The sequence below is a fragment of the Achromobacter kerstersii genome (assembly GCF_902859595.1).
Lineage (GTDB): Bacteria > Pseudomonadota > Gammaproteobacteria > Burkholderiales > Burkholderiaceae_B > Achromobacter > Achromobacter kerstersii.
In genome coordinates, this window is record NZ_CADIJQ010000007.1 from 101,062 (window position 1) to 113,478 (window position 12,417).

10 protein-coding genes are annotated in these 12,417 nt (G+C 64.8%); 4 read left to right on the forward strand and 6 right to left on the reverse strand.

All coding sequences use genetic code 11. The features are described 5' to 3' along the window. Position 1: 1 nt before the first annotated feature. The 5 genes from HV765_RS20145 to HV765_RS20165 form a co-directional block, all read right to left on the reverse strand. The gene (locus HV765_RS20145) at positions 2-229 is read right to left on the reverse strand and encodes a hypothetical protein (protein ID WP_054420547.1); all 228 of its coding nucleotides are present in this window, start codon (positions 227-229) and stop codon (positions 2-4) included. Continuing rightward, positions 226-1,851 carry an FAD-dependent monooxygenase gene (locus HV765_RS20150; protein WP_175170753.1) on the reverse strand — a complete coding sequence of 542 codons (1,626 nt, stop codon included), beginning with the start codon at positions 1,849-1,851 and terminating at the stop codon, positions 226-228. Before HV765_RS20150 ends, HV765_RS20145 begins: the two co-directional genes overlap by 4 nt. A gap of 186 nt (positions 1,852-2,037) precedes the next feature. Continuing rightward, complete coding sequence (locus HV765_RS20155; RefSeq protein ID WP_175170754.1) at positions 2,038-2,736, reverse strand: DUF6776 family protein; 699 nt, start codon at positions 2,734-2,736, stop codon at positions 2,038-2,040. A gap of 146 nt (positions 2,737-2,882) precedes the next feature. Beyond that, positions 2,883-3,569, reverse strand: coding sequence for an N-acetylmuramate alpha-1-phosphate uridylyltransferase MurU (gene murU, locus HV765_RS20160; RefSeq protein WP_175170755.1), 687 nt, complete (start codon positions 3,567-3,569; stop codon positions 2,883-2,885). Next, the gene (locus tag HV765_RS20165) at positions 3,569-4,609 is read right to left on the reverse strand and encodes an aminoglycoside phosphotransferase family protein (protein WP_175170756.1); all 1,041 of its coding nucleotides are present in this window, start codon (positions 4,607-4,609) and stop codon (positions 3,569-3,571) included. The genes murU and HV765_RS20165 overlap by 1 nt, the downstream gene beginning before the upstream one ends. A 168-nt stretch (positions 4,610-4,777) precedes the next feature. Between HV765_RS20165 and HV765_RS20170 the strand changes: the two genes are divergently transcribed. The 3 genes from HV765_RS20170 to rsmA are packed head-to-tail and all read left to right on the forward strand — an operon-like array spanning position 4,778 to position 9,579. After that, entirely contained in the window at positions 4,778-7,168 is a 2,391-nt protein-coding gene (locus tag HV765_RS20170) for an LPS-assembly protein LptD (protein ID WP_175170757.1), read from the forward strand. Continuing rightward, on the forward strand, positions 7,165-8,769 hold the full coding sequence (locus tag HV765_RS20175; protein WP_175170758.1) for a peptidylprolyl isomerase: 1,605 nt from the start codon (positions 7,165-7,167) through the stop codon (positions 8,767-8,769). The genes HV765_RS20170 and HV765_RS20175 overlap by 4 nt, the downstream gene beginning before the upstream one ends. Before the next feature lie 18 nt (positions 8,770-8,787). Continuing rightward, on the forward strand, positions 8,788-9,579 hold the full coding sequence (gene rsmA, locus HV765_RS20180; protein ID WP_054420554.1) for a 16S rRNA (adenine(1518)-N(6)/adenine(1519)-N(6))-dimethyltransferase RsmA: 792 nt from the start codon (positions 8,788-8,790) through the stop codon (positions 9,577-9,579). Between the two features lie 121 nt (positions 9,580-9,700). Here rsmA and HV765_RS20185 read toward each other — a convergent pair whose 3' ends face one another. Continuing rightward, positions 9,701-10,843, reverse strand: coding sequence for a glycerate kinase (locus tag HV765_RS20185; protein ID WP_054420555.1), 1,143 nt, complete (start codon positions 10,841-10,843; stop codon positions 9,701-9,703). 128 nt (positions 10,844-10,971) lie between these two features. Between HV765_RS20185 and pyk the strand changes: the two genes are divergently transcribed. Then, entirely contained in the window at positions 10,972-12,414 is a 1,443-nt protein-coding gene (gene pyk, locus HV765_RS20190; RefSeq protein WP_054420556.1) for a pyruvate kinase, read from the forward strand. Positions 12,415-12,417: the final 3 nt, after the last annotated feature.

Below are 12,417 nucleotides of genomic sequence, written 5' to 3' on the forward strand. Positions count from 1 at the left end.
GTCACGTGGGGTGGGCGGCGGTGGGGGCGGGATAGTCTGCCACAGCGCGTTCGCCCAGGCAGGCGCTTTCGGCTTGCGCCAGCAAGGCCAGGGCGGTGCCGGCGTCGGCTTGGCGGCTCAGCAAAGACAAACCCAGTATCGACAGGAATAGCGGCGCCTGGGATTCACCCACGCGCGTCAGCGCCTGCGCCATGCTGGTGTAGATCTGGTCCAGTTCATCGGGATTCATGCTTGGCCTTTCGGTTGGGCGCGCGAGGCGATTGAAGGATAGTAGGGCGCGAGTGCGCTGAGCAACGTGCCGGTGTCGGGGGTGGCCCAGCGGCCCAGCACATAGCCGTCGGGGCGCATCAGGCAGACCATGCCGTCAACTGCGCCATAGCGTTGGCGCAACTGGCCATGCGCGTCATCCCAGCCGCCGTCGCCCGTGCGCACGATGCGCAGGGGATGGGGCGCGTCTTGCGTGGCCGCAGCCAATGCGGCAAGGTCTGCAGCCAATGTGGCATCGGGCGATACCGCCAGCATGACGAAGCCGCGGCCGAAGCATTCACTCAGGTAGCGCGGCGTGTCGCCGTCTTGCAGACGCGCGTCGGGGGCGGGCTGGCCCGGCGCGGCGGCGATGCCGGCTTGGCGGGCGCCGTCGTGCAGATTCAAGGGCGAGGTGTCGTACGAGATGGGCGCGGATTGGCGGGGGTTGATCAGCGAGCGCACGGTGTCGTCCGCCAAGGCCAGCCGCAATGCGGCTTCGCGCATCAGGCGGAAGCCGAAATCGGGCGGAGCCATGAATTCCGTGCTCTTCGCGCCATAGGCCAGGTTCTGGCGGGTGGCGTGAACGCGTTCGATGCTATAGCTGTCCAGCAGGCTGTCGGGCGCCTGGCCCTTCAGCACCCAAGCCAGCTTCCAGGCCAGGTTGCCCGCGTCGTCCAGGCCCGAGTTCAGGCCGCGCACGCCGAAGATCGGCACCAGGTGGCCGGCGTCGCCCGCGAACAGCACGCGGCCGTGGCGGTACTGGTTCAGCGTCAGGCATTTGGCGTTGTAGACGGAAATCCACAGCGGCTTCCACGGTGCGGTCTCGCCGATCATGTCCAGATGGCTTTGCACGCGCGGCAGTACGTTTTCGGGCTTGACGGCTTCTTCGGGATCTTCGTCGTCGCGGATTTGATAGTCCACCCGCCAGACGTTGCCGGGCTGGCGATGCATCAGCAAGGTCGAGCCGGGGTTGGAGGGGGGATCAAACCAGGCCAGGCGTTCGACCGGGCGGTTGGAGGCCTGCTCGATGTCGACGATGACGTAACGGCCTTCGTACTGCATGCCTTCCAGCTTCAGGCCCATGGCCTCGCGCACGGTGCTGCGGCCGCCGTCGCAGGCGATGAGCCAATCGGCGCGCACCGTCTGGCGCTGGCCGCCGGCGTCGATTTCAACATCGACGCCGTCAGCGTGCGCCTGCACGCCGGCAACACGGGCCGACCATTGCAGCGTGGCCAGCCCGGGGTGGCGTTGCATGGCCTGATGGGCATATTCCTCGACCGAGTATTGCTGGATGTTCACCATCGGCGCGTAGCGTTGCAGCGGATCGTGCGGCATTTCAAAGTGCAGCACTTCGCGGTCGCGGTAGTAGCTGCGCCCGCCGGTCCAGGCCAGGCCCGTCTCCACGAGCGGCCGGTCCGCGCCCGCCCAGCCCAGGATTTCCTGCGAGCGGCGCGAGATGCAAATGGCGCGGCTGCCACTGCAATAGTCATCGTCGGCTTCCACGGTCAAGGAAGCGATGCCGTATTCGGCCAGCAGCGCGGCCAGCGTCAGGCCGACGGGGCCTCCGCCAGCGATCAGGACGGGTACGTGCGCGGGTAGCGGCATCTTGTCTCCAGAATCTATTTGGTTGTTTGCGCAACTATATTCCCGAAAAGTTGCGCACGCAACTAGTTATGAAGGGCGAAAAAAAACCCGCCGGTTCGGGCGGGTTTGGTTCGGGCGGGTTTCTTGGCGGGCGCGTCAGGATTTGTCGCGCACGTCTTCGCTGCCGAGGTATCAGTTGCGCACGTCTTAGTTGCGCACGTAATAGATACGCATCGCTTGCTGCTTCTGCGCGCCGTCCATCACGCGCAGCACCACCACCTTGGGGGTGAAGCCGTCGGGCAGCTTCAGCTGGCCGAGTGCGTAGTCGTAACGGTCGACATTCAGCGTCGGACCTTCGGGCGTGACGGTGGCGGCGCGGCCGTTGGGGTAGCTGCCGTCGATGGAGAAAGTCAGCGTGCCTTTGAAGGGGGCGCCGGTGCGCTCTTCGCGCATGACCAGCACTTGGTAGTCCAACTGGCCGGGGGCGCGCTTGAACGTGGCCGAGCGGATGCCCAGGTTGCCGCCGCGCGGGTCGGCGGGCATGGCGTCCTGGAACAGAACCAGTTCTTTGTTCAGGGTGTCGATCTTGGCGCGGGCGTCAGCCAGATCGGTTGTCAGCTTTTCGTGGCCCGACTTGTTGGCGTCGCGCTGCTGGGTGGCTTCTTCCAGCTGCGTTTGCAGACGTTGGCGCTCAAGGTTCGAGGCGCTGAGTTCGCTGTGCAGCGATTCCGATTGCTCGACCGTCAGGCGTTGCGGGCCATAGTTGGTTTGCAGGAAGAGCACGCCGCCCGCACCCAGGGCGATCCCCACAAGCAGCAGGACGAGCCAGCGCGGCAGGCGCCGCGTGCGTTGACCGGGTTGGTATACGGAGGGCTTGAATACAGCCCGTTGCGATCTTCCAAACATCCCCATTCCTAGAAAACTTCCTGTGTGTTGCTCGTCCGCGCGGTGCCCGCGCGTGCCAAAGCGTCAGAGAATACCCCGTTAGCCGGGGCCGTTGGGTGCGCGGACAAGCCTGGTTGCGCACCTTGATATTGTGAAATATGTGAGCATTAACGCGCCATGGCGCGGAGCTCTGCGTCAAGATCAGCAAGCCGTTGCGGGGTGCCGACATCCGTCCAGCGGCCGGTGTGGTGAGCGCCTTGCGCCAGACCGTCAGCCATGGCTTGCCGGAAAAGGGGCAGCATGGGCATTGCCGTGCCGCGCGGGACGGTCTTGAACAACGAGGGATGGTAGACGGCGATGCCTGCGTAGGTCAAACGCGGCTCGCCCTGAGCGTGCAGGCGGCCGTCGGACGCCAGATGAAAATCGCCATTGGGGTGCTGGACGGGGTTATCCACCATCAGCATCCAGGCGCCGCCGTCGGGCAGGCCGGCCGCCCGCGCCGGGGCGGCGGCGGGATTCCAGTCGCACCAGACGTCGCCATTCATCACCAGAAAGGGGGCATCACCCAGCAAGGGGAGTGCCTGCGCGATGCCTCCCGCCGTTTCCAGCGCGGTGCTTTCCGGCGAATAGCGGATGCGCACGCCGTAAGCGCTGCCATCGCCCAAGGCGTTTTCGATCTCGTGACCCAGCCACGCATGGTTGATGACGACGTCGCGGATGCCGGCCGCGGCCAGCCGTTCCAGATGCCAGACGATCAGCGGCTTGCCGCCCACCGCCAGCATGGGTTTGGGCAGGCGGTCGGTGAGCGGGCGCATGCGTTCGCCGCGGCCCGCGGCAAGAATCATCGCCTGCATCAGAACGTGTACCCGACGCTGACCTGGCGGTCATCCATGCGGTCCAGCAAGCGCAGCAGCGGCGTGAAGACGCCATAGCGCTGGGCGACCTGGCGCACGTAGCCGTTCACGCGAGGCATGTGGGCCAGGTAATGGGCCTTGCCATCGCGATGGTTCAGGCGGGCGAACACGCCCAGGATGCGCAGGTTGCGCTGCAAGCCCATCCATTCATAGGCGCGGTGGAATTCCGCGAAATCGGCATCGACCGGCAGGCCGGCGGCGCGCGCCATTTCCCAGTAGCGGATCGCCCAGTCCAGTTGCTGCGGTTCTTCCCATGTCGTGCGAGCATCCGTCACCAATGACGCGAGGTCATAGGTGATTGGGCCGGCCAGCGCATCCTGGAAGTCGATGATGCCGGGGTTCGGGCCGTACTGCGGCTGGTCGCAGACCATCAGGTTGGGCGAGTGAAAGTCACGGTGCACCAGCACCTGCGGCTGGCCGCCATTGCTGGCCGACAGCAGCGCGAAAATCTTGTCCAGCGCGTTCGCGGTCTTGTCGTCCAGCGTCACGCCGTGGTGCTTTTCCACGTACCACTCGGGAAAGAGCTTGAGCTCGTCAGCAAGGCGGGGGGTGTCGTAGTTGCCCAAACCGGCCGTGGACGCCTGTTGCAGGCGGACCAACGCGGCGAGCGCTTCGCGGTACAGCGTCTGAAGCTGGCTGTCGGACAGGCCAGCCTGGATGCGCTGGTAATAGGTCTGCTCGCCCAGGTCGGACAGCAGCAGCAGGCCCTGGTCCAGATCCTGTGCCAGCACCTTGGGCACGTTCAGGCCGGCGTCCGCCAGCAACTGGCCCACATGCAGGAACGGGCGGCAGTCTTCATGCGCGGGCGGGGCGTCCATGACAATCAGGGTGCGCTCGCCTGCGTCCAGCCGGAAATAGCGGCGGAAACTGGCGTCGGCAGAGGCCGGGCGCAGCGTGCCGATGGCCAGATTCAGGGAGGCGGACAGGCTTTCCAGCCAGTTGCGGATCTGCACCAGGCGGGGGTCGTGATCGTTTTTCAAAGAAGATCCGTGTCAGAAGGGCAATATTGCTGAAATTTGCGTTCGGCGCACATAAGGCTGGGCGTATGGCGCGGCTTCTCTATAATACCGGCTCGTTTCCATTCGCATTGGGGCCTTTTCGGGCGCCGATGCCGGATTTCCCATCGTAGATAAGGGCTGTTTTCACTCGTGCGCAAGGTTCGGTGGTTGATCCTCTCTGCTGTCAGCGTCGCCGCCGGAGCCGTTCAGGCTCAAGGCAGCCAGACCGCGACACCAGCTGCATCGTCGGCGACCGCCGCCTCCTCGGCTCCCGTGCTGCGCACCTCTCCCGGTTTGCGCATCCACCGCCTGCCGGACGACAGCATCCCCGCCTATATGGAAGCGGACAGCATTGAAGGCGATCCGGATTCCGACCTGACCCTGACGGGCAGCGCGCAGGTGCGCCGCATCGACGGCGTGATCAAGGGCGACCGCATCAACTACCGCAAGGATACGGGCGAGGTCGACGTCCAGGGCAGCGCGCGCATGATGCGCGACGGCACGCTGGTGACCGGCCCGAACGCCAAGTTCAACGTCGACAAGTATTCGGGCGAAGTCGAAAAGCCCAACTTCTGGATGGGCGCCACCGGCGGTTTCGCCGTGGCCGAACACGCGGATATTTTCAGCAAGTCGCAGATGCGGCTGCATACGGTGACCTATAGCGGCTGCTCGTGCGAGACGCCGTCCTGGTACATCAAGGCCAACACCGTCGACATCGATTTCGACGAGAACGAAGGCGTGGCGCGCAACGGCGTGCTGTATTTCAAGGACGTGCCAATTCTGGCGTCGCCTTACATGACCTTCCCGGTCAAGAAGGAACGCAAGTCGGGCTTTCTGATGCCGACCTACGGCACGACCAGCCAGGGCGGTTTCGACTTCTCCCTGCCTTACTACCTGAACCTGGCGCCCAATTACGACGCAACCATCCAGCCCCGCTATTTCTCCAAGCGCGGCATGCAGTTGGGCGGCGAATTCCGGTATCTGGGCAACAGCTACGTCGGCACGATGGATGGCACCTATCTGCCCAATGACAACATTACTGGCGAAGACCGGTGGATGTACTGGTGGCGCCATCAGCAGGTCTTATCGCATGGCTTCTATGCGGACTGGGACATCGCCAAGGTCTCGGACGACAACTATTTCCGCGATATTTCGCAGTTGGGCCTGAACCAGGCATCGACGACGTATCTGCCGCAGCGTGGCCGAGTGGGCTGGAGTTCCAATTACTGGAGTGCGTACGCACAGGTCTACAAGTATCAGACGCTGCAGGACCCGGATGCGCCCCTGGTGCCGCCCTATGACAAAGAACCCGAGCTCTTTTTGCGGGGTGCACGCTATGACTGGGGTGGTTTCGACGTAGATTGGACCACGACGGCAGTGCGTTTCCGCCGTCCTGATTTTGGCTCCACATTGCGTTATCCAGATGGCGACCGCTTGCAGAGCTATCCGACGGTGTCGTATCCGGTCATTCGCCCGGGTTGGTTCATTATTCCCAAGGCTGGTGTCAATTACACCCAGTACCAAACGAAATGGTATGGCGTGGACGCACTCGGTCTCAATGGGGGGGCGGCGGATGGACTTCCGCGTTCGCAATCGCGCACCGTCCCCATCATGTCCTTGGACGCCGGCATGATCTTCGAACGCGACACCTCGCTGTTCGGCAAGGCCTCCACGCAGACGCTCGAACCGCGTCTGTACTACCTGCGCGTGCCGTACCGGGATCAGTCCAAGATGCCCGTCTACGATACGTCGCTGGCGGATTTCAGCTTCTCGCAGGCCTTCGAAGAGAACATCTACACGGGCGGCTGGGATCGTATTTCCAACGCCAACCAGCTGACCGCGGCGTTGACGACGCGCTGGCTGGACGCCAGTACCGGCTTCGAACGCATGTCGCTGGCCGTGGCCCAGCGCCTGTACTTTGAAGACCAGAAAGTGACCCTGCCGGGCGAGACGCCGCGCGAAAATGTGCGGTCGGACTTCCTGGTGGGCGCCAGCGCGGCGCTGACCGATACGCTCAGCACCGACGTGGCGGCGCAGTACAACCCGTATGACAACAACTGGTCGCGCGGCTTGGTCAGCGCGCGCTGGTCGCCGCAGCGTCTGACGACGGTGGCGCTGTCGTACCGCTATCAGCGTGATCCTCAAACGGGGGTCCAGTATCAGCCGCAGGGGCAGAACCAGATCAGTCTGGCGATGCAATGGCCCTTCAGCAAGCGCTGGTATGGCGTTGGCCGCGTCGACTATTCCTTGCGCTCCGGGCCGTCGAGCACGGTCGCCAATACGACGGAATCCCCCCGCGTTACGCAGGCCATCGCCGGCCTGGAGTACAAGGGTGATTGCTGCTGGGTGGGCCGCGTGGTCTATCAGCGCTACGCCGTGTCGGCAACGGACGCCAACTCCGCAGTGTTCTTCCAGCTTGAGCTGACCGGTCTGGGTTCCTTGGGAACCGATCCGATGAACCTGCTGAACAGAAGTATCCCTGGCTACACCGGCATTACCCCGCCTGCGCCGGCCGGGACCACATTTGAAAGGTATGAATGATGCGTAGGTTGCACTCTTTGCGCCGCCTGTCCGGCAGTGCGCTGTTGCTGGCGCTGTGCGCCGGCCTGCCCGCCGCACACGCGGCCGAGCAGACGGGCCGGCCCGCAAGCAATGGCGGCAAGGCCGCGCCCGCCGCTTCGCAGAAGGCCGCGCCGGCCGCACCCGCCGCCAAGGGCGAACAGTTCGTGGACGGCATTGCCGCCGTGGTCGACAAGGACGTGATCACGCTGCGCGAATTGCGCGATGCGTCGGTCCGTATTGCGTCTGAACTGAAGTCGCGCGGCATCCAGGTGCCGGACGACCAGACCTTGCAGCATCAGGTGCTGCAACGCCTGATCATGGAACGCGTGCAGCGCCACGAAGCGGATCGCCTTGGCATTCGCGTGGACGACGCCCAGGTTGATCAGGCCATCACGACCATTGCCGGCCGCAACAAGATCAGCGTGGCGCAACTGCGCGCCGAAATCGAAAAGTCGGGCACCTCGTGGGATGCCTACCGCAAATCGCTGCGCGATGAGATCCGCACGGATCGCCTGCGCCAGCGCGCGGTGGATTCCACCATCGTCATCTCGGACGCCGAGGTGGATGCCTTCCTGAAGGACCAACGCCGCAATCCGGCGTTCGGCGCATCGCCGCAAGCGGCCGCTCAGCAGCAAGCGCAACAGCAGGCCCAGCAGCAACCCGCGCCAGAACAAGCCGCGGCGCCGTCGGGCCCGATGCTCTACGCGTTGGCGCAGATTTTGGTGCGCGTGCCGGAAGGCTCGACACCGGAGCAATTGGCGGCCTTGCGCAAGAAGGCCGAAGGCGTCCTGGCGCGCGCCAAGCGCGGCGACGACTTCGCCAGCCTGGCGGCCGCCGCCTCGGACGGCCCGGAAGCGCTGCAAGGCGGCGTCATGGGCGTGCGTCCGCTGGATGGATGGCCCGACCTGTTCGTCAAGGCCATCGGCAATCTGCAGAAGGGCGATGTGTCGGGCTTGATCCAAAGCGGCAACGGCTTCCACATCATCAAGGTCATGGACCGCGGCACCGCCCAGCCGGCGCCTGGCCGCACCGCGCGCGCGCCGGCGCCCACGCCGGCTCCGCAACCCGCTGCGCGCCCGCAAGCGCCGGCGCAGCAAGGCCCGACGGAAGTGATGCAGACCCGTGCGCGCCACATCCTGATCAAGACGTCCACCGTCATGAGCGACGAAACCGCGCGTCAGCGTCTGGAGCAGGTGCGTCAGCGCCTGGTGGCTGGCGACGCCAAGTTCGAAGACATGGCGCGTCAATACTCGCAGGATTCGAACGCGCCTCAGGGCGGCGAGCTGGGCTGGTTGAACCCGGGCGAAACCGTGCCGCCGTTCGAAGCCGCCATGAATGCCTTGAAGCCGGGCGAAATCAGCCCGCCGATCCAGTCGCCTTTCGGTTGGCACTTGATCCAGGTTGAAGAACGCCGTCAGCACGACGTCACCGACGAGCTGGCCCGCATGAAGGCGCGCCAGATTCTGTTCGAGCGCCGTGCCCAGCCTGCCTTTGAAGATTGGCTCGACCAGTTGCGCGCTCAGGCGTACGTCGACAACCGTCTTGAGAAGCAGCAGAAGATCCAGCAGAACAACCGCTAAACGCATTACGGGCTTTTCATGTCTCAACACCAGGCGCGCAAGCGCTTTGGCCAGAACTTTCTGACCGACGAAAGTGTCGTCGAGTCCATCGTCCGGGCGGTTGCACCCGCCCGTGACGATGCCGTGGTCGAAATCGGCCCGGGTTTGTCTGCGCTGACCCGGCCGCTGCTTGAGCGGCTGGACCATCTGACCGCGGTTGAGATCGACCGCGATCTGGCCGCCCGCCTGCGCAAGCAGTTCGAAGCCGGCCGCCTGACGGTGGTCGAGGCCGATGCGCTGACAGTCGATTTTTCACAGTTCGGCAGCGCGCTGCGTGTCGTGGGCAATTTGCCCTACAACATTTCCAGCCCGCTGCTGTTCCATCTGATGACGTGGGCCGACCACATTCGCGACCAGCATTTCATGTTGCAGCGCGAAGTGATCGACCGCATGGTCGCGCAACCGGGCTCGGGCGATTTCAGCCGCCTGTCCGTGATGCTGCAATCGCGCTATCGCATGCACAAGCTGTTCGACGTGCCGCCGGAAGCGTTCGATCCGCCGCCCAAGGTGGTGTCGGCGATTGTGCGCATGGTGCCGCTGCCGGCAGACCGGCTGCGTCCGGTCAGTGTCCGCGCCTTTGAAACGGTGGTGGCGCGCGCCTTCTCGCAACGCCGCAAGATGCTGCGCCGCGTGCTGGCCGACTGGGCGCCGCAAGTGCCGTGGGAAGCGCTGGACATTGCGCCGACCGCACGCGCGGAAGATATCTCGGTCGACCGCTATATCCGCTTGTCGGACGCGCTGGTGGAAGCGGGCGTACTGCAAAGCGCCTGAATTCCGGCCGCACATGAGAAAGCCCGCGATGATGCGGGCTTTTTTTTATGGTGCCGGGCGCGTTATGGCTGATGGACAGAACGACGCCGATGGGCAGCGTGCCAGCGGTGCCCCCGGCCCCTTACAACATCCGTTTCTGCGCCGCCATCCACAGCTGCATCACGTCGCGCGCACGATCCGCCAGCAGCTTTTCTGCGTCCGTCAGCGCCTGCTGCAACGTGATCGGCCCCGGCGCCAAGCTGAACGCCGCGCTGATGCCGACGGCATGCAGCGCTTCATAGCCATCCCCCAGCGACCCCGCCAACGCCACGACCGGCACGCCCGCGCGTTGTGCAATCTTCGCCACACCGGCCGGTGTCTTGCCGCGCAGCGTCTGCGCGTCCATGCGGCCTTCGCCGGTGAACACCAGCGTGGCGCCTTCGATGGCTTCAGCCAAATGGCCCAGCTCCGCCACGATCTCGACGCCCGGGCGAAAGTGCGCTTGCAGAAATGCCTTGGCGGCGAAACCCAAGCCGCCTGCCGCGCCCGCGCCCGGCTCATTGCGATGGTCCACGCCCAGATGGCGCGCGCAGACATCGGCGAAATTGCCCAGCATCTGATCCAGCGTTTGCACCTGTTCCGGCGTGGCGCCTTTTTGCGGGCCGAAGATATGGGATGCGCCGTGCGGGCCGCATAGCGGGTTGTCGACGTCCGAGGCGATATCGATGCGGATCTTGGCCAGACGCGGATCAAGCCCGCGCGTGTCGATGCTGGCCAGCTTGCCCAGCGCGCCGCCGCCGGGCGGCAGGCTGTGGCCGTCGGCGTCCAGCAAACGCACGCCCAGCGCGGTCAGCATGCCGGCGCCGCCGTCGTTGGTGGCCGAACCGCCCAGGCCCAGGATGATGCGCGTGGCGCCGGCGTTAACCGCCGCCAGGATCAGTTCGCCCACGCCGTGGCTGCTGGCGCGCATCGGGTCGCGCTTGCTGGGCGAGATCAGTTCAAGCCCGGCTGCTGCCGCCATTTCGATCACCGCGGTGCCGTCTGCCAGCAGCCCCCAGATAGCGTCGACCTTGTAGCCGAGCGCATCATTTACCGTCAGCTCGTGTTCCTTGCCGCCGGTTGCAGCCAGCACGGCTTCAACCGTTCCTTCGCCACCGTCGGCCATCGGCACGCACACCGTGTGGGCGCCGGGAAACGCGGCTTTGACGCCGCGCGCAATGGCCGCCGCCGCATCGGGCGCGGACACGCTTTCTTTGAAAGAGTCGGGAGCGATGACAATTTTCACGGGTTTGACTGGGCTCGTAAAAGGCTGCGATGAAGGTGGCGAGAAGGCCGGCGTGACGACCATGATACCCGTGCGAACGCAGGCGGCGTACCATAGCGCTTTCGTTGTTTTTGCGAGAGTGGACCGTCATGCCTGTATTGCGCCGCACAAAAATTGTCGCTACCTTGGGCCCTTCGACTTCGTCGCCCGAACGCATTGAAGCCTTGATCCGCGCAGGTTTGGATGTGGCCCGTTTGAACTTCTCGCACGGCAGCGCGGACGATCACCGCGACCGCGCCCGCCTCGTGCGCGAGATCGCCGCCAAGCAAGGCCGCTTCGTCGCCATCATGGGCGACCTTCAAGGCCCCAAGATCCGCATTGCGCGCTTCACCGACAAGCTGGTGCAGCTGCAAGTCGGCCAGCCGTTCACGCTGTCGCGCGTGCATCCCAAGGATGCCGGCAACGCCAGCATCGTCGGCATTGACTACCCCGAACTCGTGACCGACTGCCGCGTGGGCGACGAGCTGTTGCTGGACGACGGCCGCGTGGTGCTGGTGGTTGACCGCGTTGAAGGCGACGAAGTCCACACGACCGTCACCGTCGGCGGCCCGCTGTCGAACAACAAGGGCATCAACCGCCGTGGCGGCGGCTTGTCTGCGCCCAGCCTCACCGACAAAGACCGCGTCGACATCAAGCTGGCCGCCGAGATGGAGCTGGATTACGTCGCGGTGTCGTTCCCGCGCTATGGCAGCGACATCGACGAAGCCCGCACCCTGCTAGCCGAAGCGGGCAGCCAGGCCTGGATCATCGCCAAAATCGAGCGCGCCGAAGCCGTTGCGGACGACGAAGCGCTGGACTCGCTGATCCGCGCGAGCGACGGCGTGATGGTGGCGCGCGGCGACCTGGGCGTGGAAGTGGGCGACGCCGAATTGGTGGGCATTCAGAAGCGCATCATCCAGCACGCCCGCACGCTGAACAAGGTGGTGATCACGGCGACGCAGATGATGGAATCCATGATCTCCAGTCCCATGCCCACGCGCGCCGAAGTGTCCGACGTGGCCAACGCCGTGCTGGATTACACCGACGCCGTGATGCTGTCCGCCGAAAGCGCGTCAGGCCAGTACCCCGTGGAAACCGTGCAAGCGATGGCGCGTGTGTGCCTGGGCGCGGAAAAGCATCCCACGTCCACGAAGTCGCATCACCGCATGGGCGAAACGTTCACGCGCTGCGATGAAACCATCGCGCTGGCGGCCATGTACGCGGCCAATCATTTCCCGGGCGTCAAAGCCATCATCGCGTTGACCGAAAGCGGCCACACGCCGCTGATCATGTCGCGCATCCGGTCGGGCGTGCCTATCTACTGCTACAGCCCGCACAGCCTGACGCAGAACCGCGTGGCGATGTTCCGTGGCGTCTACACCATTCCGTTCTCGCCGTCGGATTACGAACCGGCCGATCTGAGCAACGCCGCCATCGACGAACTGCGCAAGCGCAATCTGGTGCAGACGGGCGATTGGGTCATTCTCACCAAGGGTGATTTCTACCGCGACAGCGGTGGCACCAACGGCATGAAAATCCTGCTGGTGGATTGATGC

What these genes read in the sequence shown, in the direction of transcription:
- HV765_RS20175 (WP_175170758.1), top strand. Translation starts at nt 7,165, where the DNA reads ATGATGCGTAGGTTGCACTCTTTGCGCCGCCTGTCCGGCAGTGCGCTG.
- pyk (WP_054420556.1), top strand. Translation starts at nt 10,972, where the DNA reads ATGCCTGTATTGCGCCGCACAAAAATTGTCGCTACCTTGGGCCCTTCG.
- murU (WP_175170755.1), bottom strand. Translation starts at nt 3,569, where the DNA reads ATGCAGGCGATGATTCTTGCCGCGGGCCGCGGCGAACGCATGCGCCCG.
- HV765_RS20145 (WP_054420547.1), bottom strand. Translation starts at nt 229, where the DNA reads ATGAATCCCGATGAACTGGACCAGATCTACACCAGCATGGCGCAGGCG.
- HV765_RS20150 (WP_175170753.1), bottom strand. Translation starts at nt 1,851, where the DNA reads ATGCCGCTACCCGCGCACGTACCCGTCCTGATCGCTGGCGGAGGCCCC.
- rsmA (WP_054420554.1), top strand. Translation starts at nt 8,788, where the DNA reads ATGTCTCAACACCAGGCGCGCAAGCGCTTTGGCCAGAACTTTCTGACC.
- HV765_RS20155 (WP_175170754.1), bottom strand. Translation starts at nt 2,736, where the DNA reads ATGTTTGGAAGATCGCAACGGGCTGTATTCAAGCCCTCCGTATACCAA.